The organism is Streptomyces sp. WM4235 (assembly GCF_001279725.1).
GTDB lineage: Bacteria > Actinomycetota > Actinomycetes > Streptomycetales > Streptomycetaceae > Streptomyces.
In genome coordinates this window covers 70582-96664 of sequence record NZ_LGDE01000046.1, presented here as the reverse complement: position 1 = coordinate 96664, position 26083 = coordinate 70582, and the positions used below count along the sequence as shown (strand labels likewise).

General features: G+C 72.8%; 19 protein-coding genes. 7 read left to right on the top strand and 12 right to left on the bottom strand.

Going from position 1 to position 26083, the window contains the following annotated elements; translation table 11 throughout:
• Window positions 1-59: 59 nt before the first annotated feature.
• From ADK55_RS06350 to ADK55_RS06340, 3 genes are all read left to right on the top strand, one after another.
• A complete protein-coding gene (locus ADK55_RS06350; protein ID WP_053676466.1) occupies window positions 60-800 on the top strand; it encodes a response regulator transcription factor in 741 nt (246 codons plus the stop codon).
• The gene (locus ADK55_RS06345; RefSeq protein WP_053676465.1) at window positions 797-1876 is read left to right on the top strand and encodes a HAMP domain-containing sensor histidine kinase; all 1080 of its coding nucleotides are present in this window, start codon (window positions 797-799) and stop codon (window positions 1874-1876) included. Before ADK55_RS06350 ends, ADK55_RS06345 begins: the two co-directional genes overlap by 4 nt.
• A 258-nt stretch (window positions 1877-2134) precedes the next feature.
• The gene (locus tag ADK55_RS06340; protein ID WP_053676464.1) at window positions 2135-6073 is read left to right on the top strand and encodes a multifunctional oxoglutarate decarboxylase/oxoglutarate dehydrogenase thiamine pyrophosphate-binding subunit/dihydrolipoyllysine-residue succinyltransferase subunit; all 3939 of its coding nucleotides are present in this window, start codon (window positions 2135-2137) and stop codon (window positions 6071-6073) included.
• A gap of 102 nt (window positions 6074-6175) precedes the next feature.
• Here ADK55_RS06340 and fxsT read toward each other — a convergent pair whose 3' ends face one another.
• The 7 genes from fxsT to ADK55_RS06310 all read right to left on the bottom strand — a co-directional run bounded on the left by fxsT (window position 6176) and on the right by ADK55_RS06310 (window position 18619).
• Window positions 6176-9178, bottom strand: a complete 3003-nt coding sequence (gene fxsT / locus ADK55_RS06335) for an FxSxx-COOH system tetratricopeptide repeat protein (RefSeq protein WP_053676463.1) — start codon at window positions 9176-9178, stop codon at window positions 6176-6178.
• A gap of 63 nt (window positions 9179-9241) precedes the next feature.
• Window positions 9242-10507: an HEXXH motif domain-containing protein gene (locus tag ADK55_RS06330; protein ID WP_053676462.1), complete on the bottom strand. Its 1266-nt coding sequence runs from the start codon at window positions 10505-10507 to the stop codon at window positions 9242-9244.
• Window positions 10504-11766, bottom strand: coding sequence for an FxsB family cyclophane-forming radical SAM/SPASM peptide maturase (locus ADK55_RS06325; protein ID WP_078998556.1), 1263 nt, complete (start codon window positions 11764-11766; stop codon window positions 10504-10506). Before ADK55_RS06325 ends, ADK55_RS06330 begins: the two co-directional genes overlap by 4 nt.
• Before the next feature lie 129 nt (window positions 11767-11895).
• Complete coding sequence (fxsA, locus tag ADK55_RS35510; RefSeq protein WP_063839454.1) at window positions 11896-12036, bottom strand: FxSxx-COOH cyclophane-containing RiPP peptide; 141 nt, start codon at window positions 12034-12036, stop codon at window positions 11896-11898.
• A 163-nt stretch (window positions 12037-12199) separates the two neighbouring features.
• Window positions 12200-15370, bottom strand: a complete 3171-nt coding sequence (locus ADK55_RS38350) for an SAV_2336 N-terminal domain-related protein (protein ID WP_053676461.1) — start codon at window positions 15368-15370, stop codon at window positions 12200-12202.
• Window positions 15371-15375: 5 nt separating this feature from the next.
• Window positions 15376-16386, bottom strand: a complete 1011-nt coding sequence (locus ADK55_RS06315) for an AAA family ATPase (RefSeq protein WP_053676460.1) — start codon at window positions 16384-16386, stop codon at window positions 15376-15378.
• A 127-nt stretch (window positions 16387-16513) separates the two neighbouring features.
• Complete coding sequence (locus ADK55_RS06310) at window positions 16514-18619, bottom strand: trypsin-like peptidase domain-containing protein (RefSeq protein ID WP_053676459.1); 2106 nt, start codon at window positions 18617-18619, stop codon at window positions 16514-16516.
• A gap of 131 nt (window positions 18620-18750) precedes the next feature.
• On the opposite strand from ADK55_RS06310, the gene ADK55_RS06305 reads away from it, so the two are divergent.
• Window positions 18751-18936 carry a DUF6104 family protein gene (locus ADK55_RS06305; RefSeq protein ID WP_030190019.1) on the top strand — a complete coding sequence of 62 codons (186 nt, stop codon included), beginning with the start codon at window positions 18751-18753 and terminating at the stop codon, window positions 18934-18936.
• A 111-nt stretch (window positions 18937-19047) separates the two neighbouring features.
• On the opposite strand, the gene sodN is transcribed toward ADK55_RS06305, so the two are convergent.
• On the bottom strand, window positions 19048-19443 hold the full coding sequence (sodN, locus tag ADK55_RS06300) for a superoxide dismutase, Ni (RefSeq protein ID WP_030036761.1): 396 nt from the start codon (window positions 19441-19443) through the stop codon (window positions 19048-19050).
• 171 nt (window positions 19444-19614) lie between these two features.
• On the opposite strand from sodN, the gene sodX reads away from it, so the two are divergent.
• Window positions 19615-20043 (top strand): nickel-type superoxide dismutase maturation protease, encoded by a 429-nt coding sequence (sodX, locus tag ADK55_RS35995; RefSeq protein ID WP_078998553.1) that lies wholly within the window; start codon window positions 19615-19617, stop codon window positions 20041-20043.
• Here sodX and ADK55_RS06295 read toward each other — a convergent pair.
• The gene (locus ADK55_RS06295; RefSeq protein WP_053676458.1) at window positions 19947-20576 is read right to left on the bottom strand and encodes a CGNR zinc finger domain-containing protein; all 630 of its coding nucleotides are present in this window, start codon (window positions 20574-20576) and stop codon (window positions 19947-19949) included. The genes sodX and ADK55_RS06295 overlap by 97 nt on opposite strands.
• Before the next feature lie 82 nt (window positions 20577-20658).
• Here ADK55_RS06295 and ADK55_RS06290 point away from each other — a divergent pair, with 82 nt between their 5' ends.
• Window positions 20659-21429 carry a class I SAM-dependent methyltransferase gene (locus ADK55_RS06290; RefSeq protein ID WP_053676457.1) on the top strand — a complete coding sequence of 257 codons (771 nt, stop codon included), beginning with the start codon at window positions 20659-20661 and terminating at the stop codon, window positions 21427-21429.
• An 82-nt stretch (window positions 21430-21511) separates the two neighbouring features.
• Here ADK55_RS06290 and ADK55_RS06285 read toward each other — a convergent pair whose 3' ends face one another.
• Genes ADK55_RS06285 through ADK55_RS06275 form a run of 3 tightly spaced genes read right to left on the bottom strand, consistent with a single transcriptional unit; the run spans window position 21512 to window position 24216 of the window.
• The gene (locus tag ADK55_RS06285; protein WP_323178902.1) at window positions 21512-22276 is read right to left on the bottom strand and encodes an amino acid ABC transporter ATP-binding protein; all 765 of its coding nucleotides are present in this window, start codon (window positions 22274-22276) and stop codon (window positions 21512-21514) included.
• Window positions 22276-23217 carry an amino acid ABC transporter permease gene (locus ADK55_RS06280; RefSeq protein WP_053676455.1) on the bottom strand — a complete coding sequence of 314 codons (942 nt, stop codon included), beginning with the start codon at window positions 23215-23217 and terminating at the stop codon, window positions 22276-22278. Before ADK55_RS06280 ends, ADK55_RS06285 begins: the two co-directional genes overlap by 1 nt.
• A 39-nt stretch (window positions 23218-23256) precedes the next feature.
• Window positions 23257-24216, bottom strand: a complete 960-nt coding sequence (locus ADK55_RS06275; RefSeq protein WP_053676454.1) for an ABC transporter substrate-binding protein — start codon at window positions 24214-24216, stop codon at window positions 23257-23259.
• Window positions 24217-24742: 526 nt separating this feature from the next.
• On the opposite strand from ADK55_RS06275, the gene ADK55_RS06270 reads away from it, so the two are divergent.
• Window positions 24743-25945, top strand: coding sequence for an NAD(P)-dependent malic enzyme (locus tag ADK55_RS06270; protein ID WP_053676453.1), 1203 nt, complete (start codon window positions 24743-24745; stop codon window positions 25943-25945).
• Window positions 25946-26083: the final 138 nt, after the last annotated feature.

Genomic DNA, 26083 nt, shown 5'->3' with positions numbered 1-26083 from the left:
CGCAGGCCTGCGCCTCCTCTACGCTGCACCCCATCACGCGGGTTCTTCAGGGGCGGGACATGGAACAGACACACACCACCCACAACGGCGCCGCGGCCACCCCAGGCGCCCAGCGGCGCGTGCTCGTGGTCGAGGACGACCGCACCATCGCCGACGCCATCGCGGCCCGGCTGCGCGCCGAGGGCTTCCAGGTCCAGGCCGCCCACGACGGCCCTGCCGCCGTCTCGGCGGCCGAGAGCTGGCTGCCCGAGCTGCTGGTGCTCGACGTCATGCTGCCCGGCTTCGACGGGCTGGAGGTCTGCCGCCGGGTGCAGGCACAGCGCCCGGTGCCGGTGCTGATGCTCACCGCCCGGGACGACGAGACCGACATGCTCGTCGGCCTCGGGGTCGGGGCCGACGACTACATGACGAAACCGTTCTCGATGCGCGAGCTGGCCGCACGGGTCCACGTACTGCTGAGACGGGTGGAGCGGGCCACACTGGCCGCGACGGCCCCGCGCGGGGCCACCCTGCGCCTGGGCGATCTGGAGATCGACCACGCGCAGCGCCGGGTCCGCGTGCACACCGAGGACGTGCACCTGACGCCGACGGAGTTCGACCTGCTGGTGTGCCTGGCCGGCACGCCGCGGGCGGTGCTCTCGCGGGAACAGTTGCTGGCGGAGGTGTGGGACTGGGCCGACGCGTCCGGGACCCGTACCGTCGACAGCCACATCAAGGCGCTGCGCCGGAAGATCGGCGCGGAACGGATCCGCACGGTCCACGGCGTCGGGTACGCCCTGGAGACCCCGGCCCAGCCGTGAGCCAGCGGCAGCCGGGCGGCGGGCTGCGGCCCTACTCGCCGTTCTCGATCAAGACGAAGCTGGGCACGCTCGTCGTGGTGTCGGTCTTCATCACCACGGGCCTGCTGCTGGTGGCCCTGCGCACGGACACCGAGCTGCGCTTCATCACGGTGTTCTCGGTGATCGCCTCGATGCTGATCACCCAGTTCGTGGCGCACGGCCTGACGGCGCCGCTGGACGACATGACCACGGTGGCCCGGGCGATATCCCACGGGGACTACACGCGCCGGGTGCGCGAGGCGGGGCGCCGCGACGAGCTCGGCGACCTGGCCGCGACGATCAATCTGATGGCCGACGACCTGGAGGCGGTGGACCGGCACCGCAAGGAGCTGGTCGCCAACGTCTCCCACGAACTGCGCACACCGATCGCGGCCCTGCGGGCGGTGCTGGAGAACGTGGTCGACGGGGTCTCGGCCGCCGACCCGGAGACCATGCGGACGGCGCTGAAGCAGACCGAGCGGCTGGGCCGGCTGGTGGAGACCCTGCTGGACCTGTCCCGGGTGGACAACGGCGTGGTCCCGCTGCGGGCGCGCCGGTTCGAGGTGTGGCCGTACCTGTCGGGGGTGCTCAAGGAGTCCGGGCTGGCGGCCGCCGGGCGGCCGGGCCTGACCTCCGGCTCGGGCGGGCACACCCGCAACGACGTCCACCTCCACCTGGACGTGTTCCCGTTCGAACTGACGGCGTACGCCGACGCGGAACGGCTCCACCAGGTGGTGGCGAACCTGATCGACAACGCGGTCAAGCACAGCCCCCCGCACGGTCGGGTCACGGTCCGGGCCCGGGCCGGCGACGCGCCCGGGAGCCTGGACCTGGAGGTGCGGGACGAGGGTCCCGGGATCCCCGAATCCGAGTGGCACCGGGTCTTCGAGCGGTTCAACCGGGGCAATTCCGGGGGCGGCGACGGGGGTACCGGACTGGGCCTGGCCATCGCCCGCTGGGCCGTCGGCCTGCACGGGGGCCAGATCGGAGTGGCCGAATCGTCACGCGGCTGCCGCATCCTCGTCACGCTTCCGGGCAGCTCCCAGGCATCGCGTTGACGTAGGGTTCGAGTGGGAAGGACATGATCTCGGCCACACGCGCCGGGGTCCGTCAGGGGTGCGAAGCCAAGGGGGCCGCAACCACGGTGTCCCCTACCCGAACCACGCTTGTTTCCCGCCATTCCAAGCGGTGAAACCCGCCTTTCGATGTGACCTGCGCGACGTAAGTCCCGCCCGGCCTGCATCGGACGCCCGGGGAGGCGTAGCCTTTATTCCCGCTGTCCATACCTTGTGAAGCGGAAGAGGGCGGTTGCCGCCGTGTCGCCACAGTCCCCCAGTAACTCGAGCACCACGACCGAAGCAGCAGAGGGCGGGAAGACCCCTGCCTCAGGCTTCGGTGCCAATGAGTGGCTCGTCGACGAGATCTATCAGCAGTACCTCCAGGACCCGAACTCGGTCGACCGGGCCTGGTGGGACTTCTTCGCCGACTACAAGCCCGGGGGCGCAGCAGCCCCCGCCAAGGCCGACGGTCCCGAGAAGTCCACGACGACGAAGGATGGCGCCTCCGCACAGGCCGCCAGCCCCGCCGCCCAGGCCCCGCAGGCCCCCGTCGCGGCCGCCACGGGGGCGGCGAGCGCCGGTGCGAGCACCGGTGCCGCGGGAGCGGCTGCCGCCGCGCCCTCGCCCTCGGCCGCGACCACGCCTGTGCCAGCTCCTGCCCCTGCTCCTGCCACCCCCTCTGGTGCCCCTGCTGTGACTGTCACCTCCCAGGCCCAGGCCGCCGCACCGGCCACGCCCCCCGCTCAGGCTCCGGCTGCCGCCGCGCCCGCTCCCGCAGCTCCCAAGGCCGCGCCCGCCACCGAGGCCCCCGCGGGCCCCGAACTGGTGACGCTCCGCGGCCCCGCCGCTGCCGTGGCCAAGAACATGAACGCCTCCCTCGACGTCCCGACGGCCACGTCCGTCCGCGCCGTCCCGGTGAAGCTGCTGTTCGACAACCGCATCGTCATCAACAACCACCTCAAGCGCGCCCGGGGCGGGAAGATCTCCTTCACGCACCTCATCGGCTACGCGATGGTGCAGGCGATCAAGGCCATGCCGGCCATGAACTACTCCTTCGCGGAGAAGGACGGCAAGCCGACCCTGGTCAAGCCGGAGCACATCAACTTCGGTCTCGCGATCGACCTGGTGAAGCCGAACGGCGACCGTCAGCTCGTCGTCGCCGGCATCAAGAAGGCCGAGACCCTCAACTTCTTCGAGTTCTGGCAGGCGTACGAGGACATCGTCCGGCGCGCCCGCGTCGGCAAGCTGACGATGGACGACTTCACCGGCGTCACGGTCTCGCTGACCAACCCCGGCGGTCTGGGCACCGTGCACTCCGTGCCCCGCCTGATGCCCGGACAGTCGGTCATCATGGGCGTCGGCTCCATGGACTACCCCGCCGAGTTCCAGGGCACCTCGCAGGACACCCTGAACAAGCTGGGCATCTCCAAGGTCATGACCCTGACCTCGACCTACGACCACCGGGTCATCCAGGGCGCGGCCTCCGGCGAGTTCCTGCGCATCGTCGCGAACCTGCTGCTGGGCGAGAGCGGCTTCTACGACGACGTCTTCGAGGCGCTGCGCATCCCGTACGAGCCGGTCCGCTGGCTCCGGGACATCGACGCCTCGCACGACGACGACGTCACGAAGGCCGCCCGCGTCTTCGAGCTGATCCACTCCTACCGGGTCCGCGGCCACGTCATGGCCGACACCGACCCGCTGGAGTACAAGCAGCGCAAGCACCCCGACCTCGACATCACCGAGCACGGCCTCACCCTGTGGGACCTGGAGCGCGAGTTCGCGGTCGGCGGCTTCTCCGGCAAGTCGATGATGAAGCTCCGCGACATCCTCGGCGTGCTGCGCGACTCGTACTGCCGCACCACCGGCGTCGAGTTCATGCACATCCAGGACCCGAAGCAGCGCCGCTGGATCCAGGACCGCATCGAGCGCCCGCACTCCAAGCCGGAGCGCGAGGAGCAGCTGCGGATCCTGCGCCGGCTGAACGCGGCGGAGGCCTTCGAGACCTTCCTGCAGACGAAGTACGTCGGCCAGAAGCGGTTCTCCCTGGAGGGCGGCGAGTCCGTCATCCCGCTGCTCGACGCCGTCATCGACTCGGCCGCCGAGGCCCGCCTCGAAGAGGTCGTCATCGGCATGGCCCACCGCGGCCGGCTGAACGTCCTGGCCAACATCGTCGGCAAGTCGTACGCGCAGATCTTCCGCGAGTTCGAGGGCAACCTCGACCCGAAGTCGATGCACGGCTCCGGCGACGTCAAGTACCACCTGGGCGCCGAGGGCACCTTCACGGGCCTGGACGGCGAGCAGATCAAGGTCTCGCTCGTCGCGAACCCCTCCCACCTGGAGGCCGTGGACCCGGTCCTGGAGGGTGTCGCCCGCGCCAAGCAGGACGTCATCAACAAGGGCGGCACGGACTTCACCGTCCTGCCGCTGGCCCTGCACGGCGACGCGGCCTTCGCCGGCCAGGGTGTGGTCGCCGAGACGCTGAACATGTCGCAGCTGCGCGGCTACCGCACCGGCGGCACCGTGCACGTGGTCATCAACAACCAGGTCGGCTTCACCGCCGCCCCGGAGTCCTCGCGTTCCTCGATGTACGCGACCGACGTGGCCCGCATGATCGAGGCGCCGATCTTCCACGTGAACGGCGACGACCCGGAGGCCGTGGTCCGCATCGCGCGGCTCGCCTTCGAGTTCCGTCAGGCGTTCAACAAGGACGTGGTCATCGACCTCATCTGCTACCGCCGTCGTGGCCACAACGAGTCCGACAACCCGGCGTTCACCCAGCCGCTGATGTACGACCTGATCGACAAGAAGCGCTCGGTGCGCAAGCTGTACACCGAGTCCCTCATCGGTCGCGGCGACATCACCCTGGAAGAGGCCGAGCAGGCGCTCCAGGACTTCCAGGGCCAGCTGGAGAAGGTCTTCGCGGAGGTCCGCGAGGCCGCCACGCAGCCCGCGGCCGCCCCGCAGGTCCCGGCGCCCACGGCCAACTTCCCGGTCCCGGTGAACACCGCGGTCTCGCAGGAGGTCGTGAAGCGGATCGCCGAGGCCCAGGTCAACATCCCCGACAACGTCACCGTGCACCCGCGTCTGCTGCCGCAGCTCCAGCGCCGCGCGGCGATGATCGACGAGGGCACGATCGACTGGGGCATGGGCGAGACCCTGGCCTTCGGTTCGCTGCTGATGGAGGGCACCCCGGTCCGGCTGTCGGGTCAGGACTCCCGCCGCGGCACCTTCGGTCAGCGTCACGCGGTCCTCATCGACCGGGAGACCGGCGAGGACTACACCCCGCTGCTGTACCTGTCGGACGACCAGGCCCGCTACAACGTCTACGACTCGCTGCTCTCCGAGTACGCGGCCATGGGCTTCGAGTACGGCTACTCGCTGGCCCGTCCGGACGCGCTGGTCCTCTGGGAGGCCCAGTTCGGTGACTTCGTCAACGGCGCGCAGACCGTCGTCGACGAGTTCATCTCCTCGGCCGAGCAGAAGTGGGGCCAGACCTCCGGCGTCACGCTGCTGCTGCCGCACGGCTACGAGGGCCAGGGCCCGGACCACTCGTCCGCGCGTCCCGAGCGCTTCCTCCAGATGTGCGCGCAGGACAACATGACGGTCGCCATGCCGACCCTGCCGTCGAACTACTTCCACCTGCTGCGCTGGCAGGTCCACAACCCGCACCACAAGCCGCTCATCGTCTTCACCCCGAAGTCGATGCTGCGTCTGAAGGCGGCGGCGTCGAAGGCGGAGGAGTTCACGAACGGCTCGTTCCGTCCGGTCATCGGCGACACGCGCGTCTCCTCCGGAGCGGGTGACCCGAACGAGATCCGCAAGGTCGTCTTCTGCGCCGGCAAGGTCTACTACGACCTGGAGGCCGAGCGGGAGAAGCGCGGCGTCACGGACACCGCGATCCTGCGGATCGAGCGTCTGTACCCGCTTCCGGGTGCGGAGCTCCAGGCGGAGATCGCCAAGTTCCCGAACGCGGCGAAGTACATCTGGGCGCAGGAGGAGCCGGCGAACCAGGGTGCGTGGCCGTTCATCGCGCTGAACCTGATCGACCACCTCGACCTGGCGGTCGGCGCGGACATCCCGGCGGGCGAGCGGCTGCGGCGCGTGTCGCGTCCGCACGGTTCGTCCCCGGCGGTGGGTTCCGCGAAGCGTCACCAGGCGGAGCAGCAGCTGCTGCTGAACGAGGTCTTCGAGGCCTGATCGCCGCACCTGCTCGAACCGTGAAGGCCCGGACCCCCGAGGGGTCCGGGCCTTCCGGCGTCTCCGGCCGCGACCGGGGGCCAGGGCCGCGCGGGCCACGGGCTACGGCTGGGGTTCGAAGTCCCAGTAGGGGCGGGTCTGTTGACGTGCGGAGACGGTGTGGACGTGCTGCGGGCCGAGCGTGCGCATCAGCGCCCGCAGCCCGGCGTCCTCGTGCTTGGAGGCCTCCACGTCCTCCCGGACGGCCCGCAGGTCGGCGGCGAGGGCGATCTCGGCGCTCAGGGTCATGGGGTGGTCGGGCCCCAGCACCTGCCCGGCGGCCCGCAGGGTCGCCCGGCTGAGGTCCACGGCGTCCTCCAGCCGTCCGGTGATGTTGCGGTGTCCGGTGGCGTTCAGGGCGCAGCCCAGCGTCCAGGGGTGCCGGTCGCCGAGCGCGCCCCGCATGCCGACGAGGGCCTGTTCGGCGAGGTTGAGGGCCTCCTCCCGTTCGCCCTGGGCGCGCAGGACCAGGCCGAGGTTGCCGACGGTGCCGATGCTGTACGGGTGGGCCAGGCCCAGTTGGGACTGGTAGCCGCGCACGACGTCCTCGGAGATCCGGCGGGCCTCGCCGACGTCCCCGTACTCGCGCAGGTAGGTGGCGTAGTCGGAGGCGACCATCAGGGTCCAGGGGAACTCGGCGCCGAACACCCGGGTCGAGCGTTCCAGGACGCCGCGCAGGCGGGCGCCGGCGCCGGGGATGTCGCCGGCGCGGCGCAGGCACATGCCGAGGTTGTGTTCGGCGCGCAGGGTCTGCGGGTGGTTGGGGCCGAGTACCTGGGCGTTGAGTTTGAGCCCTTGTTCCTGGCGGGCCTGCGCCTCGCGGTAGCGGCCCATGAGCCGCAGGCCCATGGCGCAGCCGATGCCGGAGGAGAGGGTGGCGATGTGCCGTACCCGCAGGACCCGTTCGCGGCGGCGCAGGGTGTCGAGGTCGATGTCGTACGCCTCCTGGTAGCGGCCGAGGAGGCGCAGGGCGACGGCGACGTTGTTCTGGGCGTTGAGGGTGGTGGAGTCGTCCTCGCCGAGCAGTTCGCGGTAGGTGGTGAAGGCGTGTTCCAGCAGCAGGCGGGCCTGTTCGAACTTGGCGGTGCCGAGCAGTACCCCCGCGTACGTGCTGGTCGCGCGCAGGGTCTCCAGGTCGCGGTCGCCGCGTTCCTCGACGAGCCGGTCCGCGACCGACTTGGCGAGGACCTCGGCCCGGCGGAAGTGGCCGAGCATGCGCAGGGCGCCGCCGTGGTGGTAGCTGAGTTCGCGGACCTGGTCGTGGTCCTCGCCGAGCATGGACCGCCAGGCGCCGTCGGTCTCCTCGGCGAGCCGCAGGCAGGTGCGGTACTCCCCGGCGAGGATCAGGTAGCGCAGGCAGTGCAGCAGGAAGTTCTGGATGCGGGGGTTCGTGCTGGTCAGGACGCCGGCGGTTTCCAGGTGTGGGATGAGTTCGGCGTACCGGGGCCAGAGCCGGGAGTCGGTGGGCCGGCCCGGGTCGGCCGCGGCGAGGACCTGGCGGACGGCGCGGGAGAGCTGCTCGGCCTCCTCCTCGCCGAGGTCGTCGCGGACGATGTTGTGGACCATGCGGTGCAGTTGGACGGTCTCCAGGCCGCCACCGCCCTCCTCGACGGACAGGTCGGAGTACTCCAGGCGGACGACGGAGAACTGCACGAGCTTGTTGAGGGCGGCGTTCCAGCGGATCTGGTCGTTGATCAGGCCGGCGAGGTGTTCGGGGACGTCGGCGGCGGGGAACTCGCGCAGCAGGCGCAGCGGGACCCGGCCGGGGGCGAAGAAGACGAACAGGCGCAGCAGGGCGAGGGCGTCGGGGAAGTTCTCCCGGACGTTGTTGAGCAGGATCGCGAGCGCCGTGGGGAAGGGCAGCGGGTAGTCGTCGGAGAGGGTGACGGCCTCGTGGGTGTCCAGTCGGCGCCGGAGCAGGGTGAGGTACTCGCCGACGCCGAGCGGTGAGTCCGCGAGCCAGCCCGCGGTCTGGTCGAGGGCCAGCGGGTAGTCCTCCAGGGCCTCCGCGAGCTGGTCGGCCTCGTCCCCGGAGAGCCGGCGGGCCCGCCGGCGGATGAAGGTGACGGACTCGGGCCGGGCGTAGAGCGGTACCTCGACGAGGCTGGTGTGCCGGGCGGCCCACTCGCGGTTGCGGGAGGTGATGATGACGTCGCCGGCGCCGGACGGCAGCAGGTCGATGAGGTCGTCGGGGTGGTCGCAGCCGTCGAAGACCAGCAGCCAGCGGTGGTAGGGGGTGCCGCGCCGCAGCGCCTCCAGCACGGCCCGGATCTGCTCGCCGTAACTGCCCGCGCCGCGCGGCAGGTCGAGGGCGGGGGCCAGGTCGGCGAGGCGTTCGCGCAGGGTGGGCCGGTCCTCGGCGGGGACCCACCACACCACGTCGTACTCGGAGGCGAAGCGGTAGGCGTACTCGGTGGCCACCTGGGTCTTGCCGACGCCGGAGAGCCCCAGCAGGGTGACGGTGGACGCGCCGGGCGGCGCCTCGGTGAGGGCGGCCCGCAGGGCGCCGATGACGTCGTTGCGGCCGGTGAAGCGGGGGTTGCGGCGCGGGACGCGGCCCCAGACCTCCGGGGGGTCGTTGGGGAAGCGGGGGCCGCGGCGGCCGCTCTCGGTGCCGATCCGGTCGGTGGGCAGCTCCAGTCGGCGCAGGACGCGGTACTCGGCCTCGTACGCGTCCAGGCCCCACAGGTCGGTCTTCTCCAGCGCGGCGACGGCGCTGGGCAGCGGGGAGTCGGTGAGGCAGACGGCCGCGAACCGGTCGGGGTGGGCGCCGGTGACGGTGCGCAGGGCCGCGTTCCACTCCTCGTCGGTGTGGGTGCCCGCGGAGAAGTAGCGCTCGCTGAGGACGACCAGGACCCGGCCGCCGGAGCGGGCCAGGTCCTCCAGGGCCTCGGTGAGGCCGGGGCTCGTCTGCGGGTCCCAGCGTTGCAGGGCCACGCGGTGGCCGTGCTCCTCCAGGCGGTGGGCGATCCACACGGCCCAGGGGCGGTTGAACCCCGCGAAGCTGATGACGAAGCGTTGCGGCTGCGGGGCTCCGTCGCGGTCGTGGCGCATACCGGTCGTCATGCGGCCGTCTCCCTGGAATCCGGGCGGTGGACGGGTTTGAAAGGTACCGCAGCGGACGGTCCGTCAGCCCTCGGCGAAGTCGGTGAGTTCGGGGTGGTTCTCGCACCAGGCGCGGCGTTCGCGCTCCAGTGCCCGGCGGGCCGTGGCGTACTGGTTGCCGGGCGGAAGCAGTTCGTCCATGGCGCGTTCGGCGGCGGCCATGCCGTCGGTGAACTCGCGCCCGGTGGGCGTGAGTCGGGGATGCCCGTGCAGCGCGGGCAGCACGGCGGCCACCTGGGCGCGGACCCGGGCGTGCCGGGCCCAGGCGCCCCGCGCCCCGTACAGGGCGGCGCGTTGCCAGTAGCCGGCCAGGGCCAGGTGGGCGTACGCGCCGTGCAGCAGCCCGTCCAGGGGGCGCGGGTCGCTGCGCCAGGGCGCCCAGTGGCAGGGGGTGCGGTCGGCGGTGTGCAGGGTCAGGACGTCCGCGAGGGCGGTCAGCTTCCCGTGCTGGACCTCGTGGACCAGGGTGGCGGCGAGGGCGGGCGGGGCCTGCGTCCGGGCGAGCACGGAGCCCGCGGCGGCGGGCAGGGTGGCGCCGCTGGAGCGGGAGCCGCCGGCCAGCGGGACGACGGAGCGCAGGAGGCGGCCCATCTCGTCGGCGCGGCCGGCGTCGTAGCGGCGCAGCAGGGTGAGCGCGCCGGACCACTGGGTGTCCCAGCGCTTGTGCCCCTTGGGGGTGAGCCGCCGGGCGGGCCGCACGGGGGCCGGGGGTCCCGAGGGCGCCCGGTACGGGTCGAGGTCGTCGAGGGCGGTCCGGCCGCCGGGCAGCCCGTGCAGGGGCACGGCGTCCACGGCGGTCTCCCAGGAGCGTTCGGTGACGGCGAGCGGGCCGGGGCGGTCGGGCCGCAGCAGGCCGAGGGTGGGCAGGACGAGCCGGCCGTGCACGGGGCGCAGGGTGGTCTTGAAGGTGATGCCGGAGCGCAGCGCGGCGGCGGCGGCGAGCGCCCCGAGGTGGCCCAGGTCGGGCGCGGGTCCGTGCGGGTCGTGGAGCCGGCGCAGGGTTTCCTCGGCCCAGACCCCGGTGGCGGGGTAGTGCAGTACGTCCCGTGCCGCGTCGGGGTCGTGCCGCTCGGCCTCCTCCAGCAGCGCCCAGTGGTCGGCGGTCTCGGCGCCGGGTGCGGCGTCGAGGACGGCGCGCAGCAGGAGCAGTCGCTTGGACCTGCGGACGTCGCGGACCAGGCGGGTTCCCTCGGCGGAAGGTTCGGTGGAGGCGAGGGCGCGCAGGGTGTGGGAGCTGACGGTGAACGGGGGGAGGCCGGCGCCCGCCGGGGGGTGGGGGTCCCCGCTCATGAGGCGGCCCGTCCCGCGGTGGCGGTGTGCAGCGCCCGGGCGATGTGCCGGATGAGGACCTGGAGGTCCGCGCAGTAGACGGACGGCCGGCGGAAGCCCTCGCCCGCCCGGTAGCGGTGCGGGTAGTGGCCGCCTCCGCACACCTCGACGAGTTCGCAGGCGCGGCAGCCCGGCGCGAGCGCGTCCCGTCCGAGCTGGCGGGCGGCGAACCCGGGATGGTCGAGGAGTTCGTCGAAGCTGTGGTGTTCGACGTGGAGTCCGGTGGCGGCGGCGCCCTCGTAGGCCGACTTCAGCGAGTCGGCCTGTTCGATGGCGCCGTCCGTCTCGATCACGGCGGTGGTCGCGGGGGCCAGCCCGAGGGTCTCGGTGGCCTCGGGCAGGCCGAGGAGCAGGGCGATGATCTCCTCGAAGATCCGGATGCGGGTCCGTCGCGCCCCGTCGTGCCACCAGCGCTCGAAGACGGCGAGCAGCCAGTCGGCGTACGGGGTGGTGTGCGGGGCGCTGCCCGGGGGCGGGTCGTTCCAGTTGGCCAGGGGCAGCAGCAGGCCGAGGGTGGGCGGCGCGAAGCCGAGCAGCGAGGAGTACACCTCCAGCGGGTCCTGCGTGACGTCGACGACGCACAGCACCCCGGCGTAGCTCTCCGGGTGCCGGGCGAGCAGCCGCAGCCCCCGGGCGGCGGCCCCGAAGCCGGGCCGTCCGGCGTGGTCCACCCGGCGGGCGTTGTGCGCGGGCAGTCCGCCGTCGAGGCTGACGCCGACGCGGATGCCGGCGGCGGCGAGCGCGGCGAGCCGGCCGCGGGTGAGCAGGGTGCCGTTGGTCTGCACGGTCGCGGTGACCCGTACGCGGGGGCCGGTGGCGGCCCGGACGGCCTCGACGGGGGCGGCGAGTTCCTCGGGCGCGCCGAGCAGCGGTTCGCCGCCGTGCAGGACGAGGTCGACGCGGGTCAGGTCGTGGGCTGCGGTGTGCTCGGCGATCCGTTCGGCGGCGTGGCGGGCGGTCGCGGGCGTCATCAGCGGGGGGCGGCCGCGCCAGCTCTGATCGGCCATCTCGTAGACGTAGCAGTAGGTGCAGGCGAGGTTGCAGCGGCTGTGCGTCTTGAGCACGAACTGCCGGATCGGGTGCGGTCGGTGGCCCGCCGCGCGCAGGGCGGGCACGTCGAGCCGGGCGTAGGGCCAGGGCGCGTGGTGCGCGTGACCTGCGGGGAGGGCGCGGGTCGACCGTTGCGCGGGCACGACATCGCTCGTGATCGCTCGCCTCATCGCCTGCGCCTCCCTCCCCCGGCTACCGCCGGGGGACCCCCGGGACGGTCCATCCCTGCCCTTCGGACGGCCCGGACTAACGGCGGAAAGTGGTCAACTCCCTTGGTCGTCAGCCGTGGTGGGTTTGCGTCAGGTGATGCCCGAGTCGAAGGCGTTCAGGATCTCGGCGGGGTGGGTTACCCGCTCGACCATGCCCTTCATCACCTCGGCCAGCACCGGATGCTCGATCTCCCGCAACGCGGTCAGATCCAGCCCGGACAGGTCCGGCAACCGCCCGGGACACCTCCGGACACCGGTCGTCGCCTCCTGTCGTCCCGTCACCATCTCTCGTCCGCCCCCCTGTCGTGTCCCGGGCCGGACGCTCGCCGACCCTCTTCCCCGCGCCGCCCACCGGGGCCGGCCCGGACCGGTCGCACCGGCGTGCGGGACGCGGTCACAGCCCGGCCTCCAGTACACGGATGCGCGCCCGCAGGCGCTCGGTCCGCCGCTCGGCGTCCCCGCCCCCGAGTCCCTGCCACAGCTCCACCGCGGAGCGGTACGCGTCGAGTGCGGCGCGCGGCCGGGCCAGCCGCTCCAGCACCTCCCCCCGCAGCTCCTGTGCCCGCACCGCCAGCCGGAGCGCCGCCTCCCGGTCCGGCCCCGGCTGCGTCTCCGATGCCTCCCGCCAGGCCCGGCGGTAGGAGTCCGCCGCCCGGTCGAGCCGGTCGACGGCCCGGGTGTGCCCGTGGATCTCCCGCTGGACGTCACCGTGCTCGCGCCAGGCCCCGGCCCGCTCCAGCGGGCCGCGGCCGTGCCGGGCGGCCAGTTCCAGCAGGTACTCCGCCTCCCGCAGGTCCACCACGTCGCCCTCGTAGGCGTGCCGCAGCCGCAGGCCCGCCGCGAGGCGGCGCAGCCGGTGCCCGGCGCGGGGGTCGGACTGCGGCACGGCGGCCCGGCTCTCGCGCAGGACCCGCACGGCGGTCGACGCGAACCGGTGGGCTTCGGCGTCGGGCGCCCGTGCCCGGTCCAGGAGCGCGTCGCCCCACTCGGGCAGCAGTTCCCCGAAGGCGTCCCCGTCGCGGGGGATCAGCCGGCGGGCCCGTCCGTACGCCTCGGCCGCGTCCTCCAGCGCCCGCGGGTCCGCGTCCCGCGCGTACCGTGCCCGGTGCACGCGGGCCAGCCACACCAGCGCGGCCACCCGCGCTCCGGCCTCGCCGGTCTCGGTCAGCGCGGTGGCCAGTTCCCCGGCGGCCTCCTCCAGGCGTCCGGGCAGGTGGCTCAGGGCCGCGGCGCGCTCGACGCGTACCCGGGCGCGTGCCTCCGGGTCGGCCCGCGGGTCGGCGGTGAGGCGGGCGGCGGCCTCCTCGGCCAGCGCCGCGCGCTCCGTCGGGTCGGGGGTGTGGGGCAGCAGGGCCAGCAGGACCCGCCCGAGCTCCCGGGCCCGGCGCGCCTCGGCCTCCCCCGCGGCGGCGGGCTCGTCGGGGTCGGCGAGCGCCTCCAGCGCGGCCCGTGCCTCGCGCAGCGCCCCCGGGTCGTGGCGCAGTTCTCCGAGCCGGACCAGGGTGCGGGCCCGGCGCACGGCGCAGTCCAGGCGCAGCGCCCGGTCGGTCCCCGGCGCGGCGCCGGCGGCCGTGAACTCCCGGTCCGCCGCCTCCAGCAGCGCGCCGTCGGGGAGCCCGCCGTCGGGTGCGACCCCGGCGAGGGCCCGTTCGTAGAGCACCCGGCCGAGCAGGGCGCGGGACCGGGCGGCGGCCTGTCCCTCGACGGCCCGCTCGGCCTCCGCGAGCAGTTCCGGGTCCCGCTGGAGGGCCCACAACCGCAGGAGGGCCCCGGCCAGTTCGGCCTCGGCCTCGCCCGGCGGGTCGTCGGGCCCGGGCGGGGCGGCCACGGCCCGGCGCAGCAGGGTGACGGTCTCGTACAGTCCGCGCTGTCCGCCGTCGAGCGGCCGGGCCAGGGCGGTCCGCAGGGCCTGCTCCCGCGCGGCGACGGCGGGCGTCGCGGGCGGCGGCGGGGCCTCGGCCGGATCGGGCGGCGGCCCGGGCAGGTAGCGCCGTACGACCTTCGCCGACACCTGGGCGAAGGCCTGCGGGAGCCGGCCGGCGGGCATCCGCTCCTCGGCGGAGTCCACCGCCGCGCCGGTGAGCTGGGAGACGGCCAGCGCGGGGAAGTTGCGCACGCCCCGTCCGAAGTGGGCCAGGACGTACTCCGAGCAGTGCTTGAGGACCAGGGCGGCCTCGTCCCGCCCGAGCGGCCCCAGCAGCACGTCCCGCACGCCCGGCACGAACGTGTACCAGCCGCTGTCGGGCCCCCGCCGCAGCAGCCCGCTCAGCAGCACCTCGGCGAGGTCGGAGGGTTCCGAGTCGGGGAGCATCGTGCGCTGCACGAGCCGCATCACGGGCAGGGTGAGCGGCGCCGCGGCGAGGTAGACGGCGAGCTGTACGGCTCCGGGGGACGCCGACGAGCGGAAGCGGCTCACCAGTTCGCGCGGCGGGCGCGCGGCCCGGGGCGGCGGCGCGGGGGCCGCCGGATGGTCGGCGAGGACCCGCCCGACCTCGGCGGGCACGGGCCCGGTGCCGAGGCCGGCGACGAGCCGGGCCCAGGCGCCCAGGGCGTGGGCGTGGGGCGGCAGGACGGGCACGGTCAGCCCGCCGGTGGGGCGGCCGGGGCGGGGCGGCCGTTCCGGGCGGAACCGCAGCGTGCGCCCGCAGCCCTCGCTCCGGGAGAGTTCCCCGCGTTCGGTGGGCAGCCAGCTGCGGCCCCACAGCCGCTGGGGCAGCGGCTGTACGACGACGCAGGGGGCGCACTCGGCCCACCGGTACAGGAGCCGCTGCGCCTCGCCCTCGCGCCACACGGGGCCGGCGCAGTCGGAGACCACCATGGTCAGGGTCCGCCCGGTGGGGTCCCGCAGTTGTTCCCCGGACCGCAGCGCGCCTCCCGGCGAGGGGCCGCGTCCGATGAGCGCCGTCCCGTCGCCGAGCCGGTGCAGGTAGTGGACCTGTACGTCCCGGAAGGCGCCCAGGCGTTCACACACGGAGCGCAGTTCGTCGAACAGGTCCTGCCAGACCGCCATCGACGGGGAGGCGTCCATGACCAGCCGGACGGTGGCCTCGCGCCGGCTGTCGGACCGCAGCACGGGGATGACCAGCCCGAGCGCCCGGGCGCTGGCCTCCGCGGTGGCCGCCTCGTCGAGCACGGTACGGGTGGCCGGCGCGGCGGGCCGGCGCCGTTGCAGGGCGCGCAGGGCTCGCTGGACGTCCATGATCCGGGGCAGCGCGGTCGCGCCGGGCACCCGTACGGGCAGCCCCGCCGGGGCCTCGACCTCGACCTCGGCGCCGGGGAACCGGCGCCCCGCCGGATACAGCGTGACCGGGTCCTCGGGGTCGGTGTCCTCCCGCGCGGGCTCCGGCGTCCGGGGTGGTCGCGTCGAGTCGGCCCGTGCGGGTGTCCGTGAGCGGCGCACGCGCGCGGGCCGGGTGCCGGGCTCCCCCGGCGGTCCCGCGGTCCGCCCGGCGAGCCACAGGGCGTCGGCCAGTTCCTCGGCGGACGGGTCGAGCCCGGCGGCCCGCAACAGGGCGGCCAGTTCACGGATCGGCTCGGCGGGGGAAGTGGGGGAGGCGGGGGGCACGGGGGTCACCTCGGCCGGTCGAGGCGCTGGATGAGCAGGTCGGCGAGGTCCTCCCGGGTGGGCGGGGCCGCGTGGTGGGTGAGGTAGATGGCGTTGAGCAGTTGGTCGGCGGCCACGAGTTCGGTCTGGGAGCGGCTGAGGAACTCGCGGATCAGGTCGGCGCCCAGCCGGGCGGCCTCCTCTCCCAGGTGCGCGCGGACCATCGTGGCGAGCCGTTTCTCCCCGGGCTGTCCGAGCTTGAGCTGGATGCAGCGGCGCAGCAGGGCGGCGGGGAAGTCCCGTTCGCCGTTGCTGGTCAGGATGATGAAGGGGAAGGCCCGGCAGCGGATCCGGCCGTCCCGGACGGCCACCTTGGCGCCGTCGTCGGTGAGCACCCGCACCTCTGGCTCGGTGTCGGCGACGCGTTCCAGCTCGGGCAGCGTGAACTCGCCTTCCTCCAGCACGTTCAGCAGGTCGTTGGGCAGGTCGATGTCGCTCTTGTCGATCTCGTCGATGAGCAGGACGCGGGGTCGTTCCGTGGGCAGCAGCGCCGTCCCGAGCGGTCCGAGCCGGATGTACTTCCCGATCCCGGGCGAGCCGCCGGGGTTTCCGCCGCCGGCCGCGATCTGTACGTCCTGGAGCCTGGCGATGGCGTCGTAGCGGTACAGGCCGTCCTGGAGGACGGTGCGTGAGACCACGGGCCAGCGCAGGACGCGGCCGAGCCTCAGTTCGTGGGCGACGGCGTGCGCGAGCGTGGACTTGCCCGTTCCGGGGAAGCCGGTGACGAGCAGCGGCCGGCGCAGGTACAGCGCGGCGTTGACCGCCTCCAGTTCCTCGGGCTCGGGCCGGTGCATCTCCGCCGCCTGTCGGTGGGCGCCGAGCCGGCGGGCCACGTTCGCGTCGGCCACCGCGCCGGGGCCGCCCGCCTCCAGGGCGGGCCCGCCGTCGAAGTCCCGCCAGGGGGGCGGGTCGGGGAGTGCGTCGATGCCGTCGTGGGGTTCACCGACGCCCCGGTAGATGAGCCATTCCTCGTTCACGTCCGCTCCTCCCGTGCAGTGCGCACCGTTCCCGTGCCGTCGGGGGACGTCTCCCGGCGCCGCCCCGGGTCCCCCGACCCCGCCCGCCACCGCGGCGGCGGACCGGGGCACCTCCGGGGAGGGCCCGTCACAGGTCCCCCTGGAGCGGTTCGTCCTGCGGCAGTGCCCGTCCCGGGTCCTCCCACACCAGCGTCATCCCGGCGGCCCAGTAGGCGTCGGGGTCCGCCCCGTGCGCCCGGCCCCGCAGGGCCTTCAACCGCAGCGGCAGCACCGCCGCCCGTCCGGCCCCGGCGAGTTCCTCGCGCAGCCCGCGGTGGAACGGCGCGCACGACTGCCCCGGGTCGGCCGGTGGCCGCCGGCACACCAGCACCCCGTACCCCGCGTCGCGCACCGCGTGCAGCGCCCCCAGGGTGGGCTCGGCGGCCGCGTCCCGGCACAGCACCGGGACGGTGTTGTCGACCAGGCCCGCCAACCAGGCCGGTGAGGGGCTGCGTTGACGGCCGCGGAAGCAGTCGGCGCGCCGCCCCTGGAGCGGGCCCTCCTGGACGCGCGCCCACCGTCCGCCCGGTCCCGCCGCGCCGGCGTCGCGCGGCGTCCCGTCGCCCGGGTACCGGAACACCACCGGCCGCTGGACGCCCACCGGGATCCCGCCCGCGACCGGCCATTCGTCGACCGCCAGCCCGAACAGCTCGGGGGCGACGGCCACTTCGAGCAGCGCGGTCGCCTCGTGCGTGTCGCACCGCCGGAACCCCTCGGCGAGCGCCGCCCGCGAGGCCGCCGCCAGGCGGGCCGGGCTCACCCGGGTGCCGGAGTCCAGCGGGGTGACCCGCTGCGGACCCACGAGCACCGAGACCCGCCAGTCGTAGACCTCCTCCCAGCTGTGCGCCCACACCTCCAGGAGGACCGAGGGGCCCGCCGGCAGGCCGCCGGCCGCCCGCGTCCGCCCCCGGACCGTCTGCCCGGCGCGGGCCCGGCGGCGCAGTTCCCGGTCCGCGAGGCCCCGGTCGCGGCGCTCGCCGAGTTCGCGCCGCAGGGGCCGCCACAGCCGCTCCGCGGTCGTGCGCACCCAGTCCCACAGTTCCTCGTCGGCGCCCGGGGAGGGCGGCTCGCGGTGGTCGGCGACGCTGACGTCGGTCGCGTACCGGAGCATCGCGGCGGCCTCCCCGCCGGCGCCCGGCGGATCGTGCAGCAGCCCGAGGCCGTCGCGCCAGCTGAGCGGGGCGGGCAGCCCGGTGTCGGGTTCCTCGCCGCGGGCGGCCTCGGCGAGCGCCCGGACCGCCTCCGAGGAGCCGGGGGGCGGCAGTTCGGCGAGGAGTCCGCACAGGGTGGTGCGCTCGGCGGGGGTGAGGCGGGTGAGCCGGCCCCGGCCGCCGTGGGGGTCCTGTTCCTCGCCCGGGAGTTCGTCGTGGACGTCGGTCCAGGTCCGGCGGCTGTCGAGGTCGCTGAGGTGTTGGTCGTAGTGGTAGAGGTCGTGGGCCTGCATGACCCTGCGGTACAGGCCGATCTGCCCGGTGGCGGCCATGGGCAGGGTGCGCAGTTGGGCCACGGACACGGCGAGGCCGCCGCCGCCCGCGTGCCGCCGGGCCTTGATCACGCCGATGACCTCGCCGCGCGCCAGGTCCACGACGGGGCCGCCGGACATGCCGGGTTCGATCTCGTCCTCGTCGCCGAGCCGGATCGCCGCGCCGCCCGCGGCGGTGCCGCGCAGTCGGGTCGTGCGGCCGGTGATCTCGCGCATCCCGAGGTCCTCGGTGCAGCCGAAGTACGCGGCCTCGTCGATGCGGGGTCGGGCCCGGTCGGTCAGCCACACGCAGGCGTGCGAGACGGGGGCGAGGACCCGGATCAGGGCCAGGTCCGGCAGGTCCCACAGGGCGCCCCGGCCGGGGCGGCGTTCCTCCAGTCGTTCCGGGAGCACGCATTCGACCCGCCCGGCGACCGTTCCGGTGACCGCGCCGGCGCCCGGGAGGCCTCCGGCGCCGCCGGAGCAGAAGGAGATGCCGACCTCGCGTCCGACCAGGCGCACCGCAGCACCCCCTTCGCCGATCACGTGCGCGCACGTCAGGACCCAGCCGGGGGCGATGAAGAAGCCGCTCCCCCATGTGGGACCGGACCAGTGGCTGCCGGGGAGTGCATACCCGTCCGGGGGCGCGTGCACGCGTACGGTGGCGGCCCGGACGAGGGGCTCCAGGAGCTCGAAGGCGCGCGCGGCGCCGCCCGTGCGCCCGTCCTGCATCCCCCGCCCCCTCAGGTCGTGACCATCCAGGCTAGCGGCGGGCCGGGGAGGGCGGGAGCCCTGGCCGCGAGCCGGGATTATCCTGGCGGGAAACACCCCACGCACACCTTCATCACGGCACGGAGCCCGACTTGTACTTCACCGATCGCGGCATCGAGGAGCTGGAGAAGCGGCGCGGCGAGGAGGAGGTCACTTTCGAGTGGCTCGCCGAGCAGCTCCGCACCTTCGTCGACCTGAACCCGGACTTCGAGGTCCCGGTGGAGCGGCTGGCCACCTGGCTGGCGCGTCTCGACGACGAGGACGAGGACGAGGAATAGCAGGTGCCGGGCGGTCCCCCGCGGACTTCCCGACGTCCCTCGCGGCACCCATGACGAAGGGGCCCGACCGGAAACGGTCGGGCCCCTTCGTCATGGGGACGCGGGCCTGGATCAGGCGGCCTTGGTCTCCCAGAAGATGCGGTCGATCTCGGCGATCAGGTCGAGCGCCTTCTGACCGGTCGCCGGGTCGTTCGACGCCTTGGCGGCCGAGAGGGCCTTCAGGGTGTCGTTGACCAGCGTGTGGAGCTGGGGGTACTTCTCGAAGTGCGGCGGCTTGAAGTAGTCGCTCCACAGCACCGAGACGTGGTGCTTGGCCAGCTCGGCGCGCTGCTCCTTGATGGTGATCGCGCGGGCGCGGAAGTCCGCGTCGTCGTTGGCCTGGTACTTCTCCTGGACGGCCTTGACCGACTCGGCCTCGATACGGGCCTGGGCCGGGTCGTACACGCCGCAGGGCAGGTCACAGTGGGCGGAGACCTTCGCCTTGGGGGCGAAGAGGCGGGAAAGCATGGAGTTTGTCCTCCTCGTGATCGTCTTCTCAAGGGGGAGATTACTCGCTGGCCGACCGGAATTCGCGGGCGCCCCTGCGGGCTTAGGACAAAAGTCCAGCGTCGCGGCGCCCGCGGTGAGCGAATGTACGGACCCATGCGGCAGCATGCGGAGGGGACGAGGAGGTCGCTCATGGTGGAGGACAAGCGCGCCTGGAAGCGCTTGGGCGTGGTGGACGTGTACGGGCCGTCGATGGTCCCGACGCTGGTCCACGGGGATCAGGTGGTCGTCCGGTACGGGGCGCCCGTGCGTCCGGGGAACGTGGTCGTCCTGCGGCACCCGTTCCAGCAGGACCTGCTGGTGGTCAAGCGCGCGGTGGAGCGGCGGTCGGGTGGCTGGTGGGTGCTCGGGGACAACCCGTTCAACGAGACCGGCGACAGCACCGACTACGGGACGGTGCCCGCGGAGCTGGTGCTGGCGACGGCGTTGGCGCGGTGGCGGCCCCGGCCCTCGGGGCCGGAGGGTCAGCGTTCGCTGAGGACCTGGCTGTCCTGGGCGGTCTCGGCGGTGCGTCCGCTGCGTGCGGACTCGTCCGCCTCAAGGCGCTTGCGGGCCCGGTAGGCGGCCACGTTCGCGCGGGTGGCGCAGCGGTCGGAGCAGTAGCGACGGGACCGGTTGGTGGAGGTGTCGAGGTAGGCGTTGCGACAGGGCGCCGCCTGACACAGGCCCAGGCGCTCCGGGCCGTGCGCGGTGAGGTGGAAGGCCAGCCCGAAGGAGGCCATGGCGGCGTAGCCGGCAGAGGCGTTCGAGGGGTGTTCGGCGAGGTGGATGTGCCAGTCGGGGCGGCCGTCGTCGTCGAGGGTCTCGTGCCCGGAGACCTGGGGGCTGACGGGGAACTCCATGAGCAGGGAGTTCAGCAGGTCGACGGCGAGCACGTGGTCGCCGCCGTCGGCGGCCTCGAAGACGGAGCGCAGCCGGCCGCGGACGTTGCGGAAGCGGGTGACGTCGGTGTCGGTGACCCGACGGGCCATCTGGGTGCTGGCCCCGAAGAGCGCGCGGACGGCGTCCACCGAGGTGAGCGAGTCCTTGCTGCGGGCCGGCTCCTCGGTGTTGACCAGGCGCACGGCATAGTCCGAGTAATGGGCCAGTTCCACTTGTAGTCCTTACGGCTGCGGATTAGGGTCTGCGGTAACAGCTACTACACGTTCGAGGGTATTACGCATAAAGGGGTTCGGGATGACCGAAGCGTCGAATCCGGTGGCCGTCGGGGACTGGCAGGCCTGGCAGGCCTGCTGGGACCGGCAGCAGGAGTGGTACATGCCCGACCGCGAGGAGCGGTTCCGGGTGATGCTGGACATGGTCGAGGCACTGGTGGGACCCGCTCCCCGGGTTCTGGATCTCGCGTGCGGTACGGGAAGTATCACGGACCGCGTGCTCAAGAGGTTCCCGGAGGCCCGCAGTACGGGCGTGGACCTGGACCCGGCCCTGCTGACGATCGCCCGCGGCCACTTCGAGGGCGACCCCCGGGTCACCTTCGTGACCGCGGACCTCAAGGACCCCGACTGGACCGCGGCGCTGCCGCACGACACGTACGACGCGGTACTGACCGCCACCGCCCTGCACTGGCTGCACAGCCCGCGGCTCACGGTGCTCTACGGGCAGATCGCCCCGCTCGTGCGCGAGGGCGGGGTCTTCATGAACGCCGACCACATGCCCGATCCCACCACCCCGCGGCTCAACGCCGCCGACCGCGCCCAACGGCACGCCGGCATGGACCGGGCCCGGGCCGCCGGCGCCGTCGACTGGGCCGGCTGGTGGGCGCTGGCAGCGGCCGACCCGCTGCTCGCCGAGCCGACGAAGCGCCGCTACGAGATATTCGGCGAGCACGCCGACGGGGACACCCCGGACGACGCCTGGCACGCCCGCACCCTGCGCGAGGCCGGTTTCGCCGAGGCCCGCACGGTCTGGCGCTCCCCCTCGGACGCGCTGGTCCTCGGCCTGAAGTAGGCCCCGCGCCCGGGCGGCCGGTCCGGGAACGACGGGAGGGGCGGTACGGAAATCCGTACCGCCCCTCCCGTGCGTCGATCGGTCACAGCACCTTGGACAGGAACGCCTTCGTCCGGTCGTGCTGCGGGTTGCCCAGGACCTCGCGCGGATGGCCGGACTCGACCACCACGCCGCCGTCCATGAAGACGAGGTTGTCGCCGACCTCGCGGGCGAAGCCCATCTCGTGGGTGACCACGATCATGGTCATGCCGGACTCGGCGAGGTCGCGCATGACGTCGAGGACGTCACCGACCAGCTCCGGGTCGAGCGCGGAGGTGGGCTCGTCGAAGAGCATCAGCTTCGGCTCCATGGCCAGCGCGCGGGCGATGGCCACGCGCTGCTGCTGACCGCCGGAGAGCTGGGTGGGGTAGTTCCCGCCCTTGTCCCCGAGGCCGACGCGGTCCAGAAGCTTCGTGGCACGCTCGCGCGCCACCGCCCTGGACTCGCCCTTGACCATGACCGGGGCTTCCATGACGTTCTCGATGGCCGTCATGTGGGGGAACAGGTTGAAGCGCTGGAAGACCATGCCGATGTCCCGGCGCTGGGCCGCGACCTCGCTGTCCTTCAGCTCGTAGAGCTTGTCGCCCTTCTGGCGGTAGCCCACAAGCTGCCCGTCGACGTACAGCCGTCCGGCGTTGACCTGCTCCAGGTGGTTGATGCACCGCAGGAACGTCGACTTGCCGGAGCCGGAGGGACCGACCAGGCAGAACACCTCACGCGGGGCGACCTCCAAGTCGATGCCCTTGAGAATGTGCGCCGCACCGTAGGACTTGTGGACGCCCTCGGCCTTCACCATGGCAGTCGTCATCAGGCCACCGCCTTGCGGTTCGAGAAGCTGGACAGTTTCGCCTTGATCTTCTGCAGCGGCGTCGGCGGCAGAGAGCGCAGCGCACCACGGGCGTAGCGGCGCTCCAGGTAGTACTGGCCGACGCTGAACACACTGGTCAGGGCGAGGTACCAGATCGACGCGACGAAGAACATCTCCATCACCGCGAACGAGGTGGACGCGATGTCCTGGGCCGCGCGCAGCAGGTCGAAGTACTGCACGGCGACGACGAGCGACGAGGTCTTGAGCATGTTGATGAACTCGTTGCCCGACGGCGGCACGATCACCCGCATGGCCTGCGGCAGCACGACCCGGCGCATGGTCTGCGTGCGGGTCATGCCGAGCGCGTGCGAGGCCTCGGTCTGGCCTTCGTCGACCGACTGGATGCCGGCCCGGACGATCTCCGCCATGTACGCGCCCTCGTTGAGACCAAGTCCCAGCAGGGCGGCCAGGAACGGCGTCATGACCTGGGTCATCTCGTCCTTGTAGAACCCGAGGTTCAGGATCGGGAAGATCAGGGCGAGGTTGAACCAGATGAGGAGCTGCACGTACACCGGGGTGCCGCGGAAGAGCCAGATGTAGAACCAGGCGATGGTGCTGGTGACCGGGTTCTTCGAAAGCCGCATCACGGCGAAGAGAACACCGAGCACCAGACCGAGGGCCATTGAGGCGACGCTGATCCAGATGGTGTTGCCGACGCCGCGGATGATGGTCGGGTCGAACAGCTTCTCCGGGACGGTCGCCCAGCGCACGTTGCCCTGCGAGAAGGCGAGCGCGAGCGCCACGACCAGACCGATGACGACCACCGCGCTGATCCAGCGGCCGTAGTGGCGGACCGGAATGGCCTTGATCGCCTCGGGGGGGACGGCCCCGGGCGGCGGGGTGTCCGCCGGGCCCGGGACCTTGTCGAGCTTGTCAGTCACGGTGACTGCCCTTCAGTGTGCTGCGGTGGTGCGCGGAGATCAGGAGCCTGCGTTGATCTTGGCCTCGGTCACGGCGCCGGAGCCCGCGTTCCACTTGTCCAGGGCGGCCTTGTAGGTGCCGTCCTTGATGACCGCGTCAAGGGCCTGCTTGAGCGCGTCGCGCAGCTCGGTGCTCTTCTTGTCCACCGCGATGCCGAACAGGCCGGCGTCGGTCGGGTTGGCGACGGCCTCGAAGTCGTTGCCTCCACCAGCGGTCTGCGCGATGTACGCGGCGACCGGGGAGTCGTTCAAGTCGGCGACGGCGCCGCCGGCCTTCACTCGGGTCTGAGCCTCGGCGTCCGTGTCGAAGGACTCGATGGCGATCTCGCCCTTGCCGGCAGCCTTGCACTTCCCGGACTGGTCCTTGGCGGACTGCTCGTAGGTCGTGCCGCGCTGGACGGCGACCTTCTTGCCACAGAGGTCGTCGAGGGTCTTGATGCCCTCGGGGTTGCCCTTCTTGACGAGGATGCCGGTCGAGGCGGAGAAGTAGTCGACGAAGTCGACACCGGCACCGGTCTTGGCGCCCTTCTCGTCCAGGCCTCCCTGGCGTGCCTTGGTGTCCGTCAGCGACGACATGACCATGTCCGTGCGCCCGGTCTGCATGCTGCCGACCAGGGTGTTGAAGGTGCCCGACTCGAACTGGAACTTCACACCGAGCTGCTTGGCCATGGCGTCGGCGACACCGGGGTCGACGCCGACGATCTTGCCGCCCTGGGTGAATTCCATCGGCGCGTAGGTGGCGTCCGTGCCGACCTTGATGACACCGGCGTCCTGGATCTTCTTCGGAAGCTTCGAGAAGAGCGGCGCGCCGCTGTTCGCCGCACCCGACGGGCTGGTGGTCGCCTTGTCGGTCTGGTCGCCACAACCGGTGAGGATGAGGGCGCCGGCGACCGCGATCGCACCGGCCGCGGCGATCCGGGACCGGGCGGCGGTCGTACGACGGGTGGTGCTTGCGGTCATGAGCTGGTTCCTCCGGCAGTGGGGAAAAAAGCATCCGAGAACGGTCGGGGCACGCACCATCGAGTGTCGCGACGTTGTGTGATTACGGCATCTTGCCATTCGGACTGAGACATTCAGGGTGCCCGTCAGGTCAAAATCGGATAACGGGCGACCCGGGGTGCCCAACAGGACTGCGGGGAACGGGCTTCGCGGCGGGATTATGCGCTGTGACCAGGGCTTTTCTCCGCAGTATTTGCGGTGCGTCTCGCCCATTGGACAGCAAGGTTTGGACTTTTCGCCAAAACGCGGACAAGCGGCCTACGATCGAGCGGGAATCGACTCGTCTGAGCGAGCGTTCTTCGGGTAGAACAGATCCTTACACCCCTCATCCGGGGCTCAGGGCGCGCGTGCGGCGCGCCCGCGCGTACGAACCTCCCTCTTCGCGGAGACGGGCCAACCGTCGATGCGGAGCACGGACGCGGTGCCCGCCCACCCCTTAACCAGGAGTGGCCACCCTCAACGATTAAAGACTTAAGGGGTCAAGAAAGTGGCAGCGGAGATCGTCAATCCTCGCAGCGACAGCGTGACGGACAACAACCCCGACGCGGTGTTCGCGCTGCACCGGGGCGGCAAGATGGCCGTGCAGGCCACCGTGCCGGTCCGCGACAAGGACGACCTGTCCCTCGCGTACACGCCCGGTGTGGCGAAGGTCTGCAGCGCCATCGCGGAGAACCCGGAACTCGTCAACGAGTACACCTGGAAGTCCAACGTGGTCGCCGTCGTCACGGACGGCACGGCCGTTCTCGGCCTCGGGGACATCGGTCCCGAGGCCTCCCTCCCCGTGATGGAGGGCAAGGCGATCCTGTTCAAGCAGTTCGGCGGTGTCGACGCGGTCCCGATCGCGCTCGCCACCAAGGACACGGACGAGATCATCGAGACGGTCATCCGTCTCGCGCCCTCCTTCGGCGGGGTCAACCTGGAAGACATCTCCGCGCCCCGCTGCTTCGAGATCGAGCGTCGGCTCCAGGAAGCCCTGGACATCCCGATCTTCCACGACGACCAGCACGGCACGGCCATCGTGACGCTGGCCGCCATGCGCAACGCGGCGAAGCTCACCGGTCGCACCCTCGGCGACCTGCGTGCGGTCATCTCCGGCGCGGGCGCGGCGGGCATCGCCATCGCCAAGATCCTCGTGGACGCGGGCATCGGCGACGTGTGCGTCACCGACCGCAAGGGCGTCGTCTCCGCGGACCGCTCCGACCTGACGGACGTCAAGGCGGAGATCGCGGGCCTGACCAACAAGACGGGCCGGACCGGCTCCCTGGAGAGCGCCCTCGCGGGCGCGGACGTCTTCATCGGCGTCTCCGGCGGCACCGTCCCCGAGGCGGCGGTGGCCACGATGGCGAAGGACTGCTTCGTCTTCGCCATGGCCAACCCGAACCCGGAGGTCCACCCGGACGTCGCGCACAAGTACGCGGCGGTCGTGGCGACCGGCCGTTCGGACTTCCCGAACCAGATCAACAACGTGCTGGCCTTCCCGGGCATCTTCGCGGGCGCCCTCAAGGTGCGCGCGACCCGGATCACCGAGGGCATGAAGATCGCCGCCGCCGACGCCATCGCCGGCGTCGTGGGTGACGAGCTCGCGGCCGACTACGTCATCCCGTCTCCGTTCGACGCGCGCGTCGCCGAGGCCGTCACGGCCGCGGTCGCCGCGGCGGCGAAGGCCGACGGCGTGGCCCGTCTGGTCTGACCGTCACGGTCCGTTCGTGACACTGAGCTGTACGGGTGAAGGCCCGGTCGGATCCACTCCGGCCGGGCCTTCATCGCGTCCGGGCCCCGGCATCGGGGGGCCGGCCCGGCGGACGTGCCCGAGCGTGAAGGGCCGGCG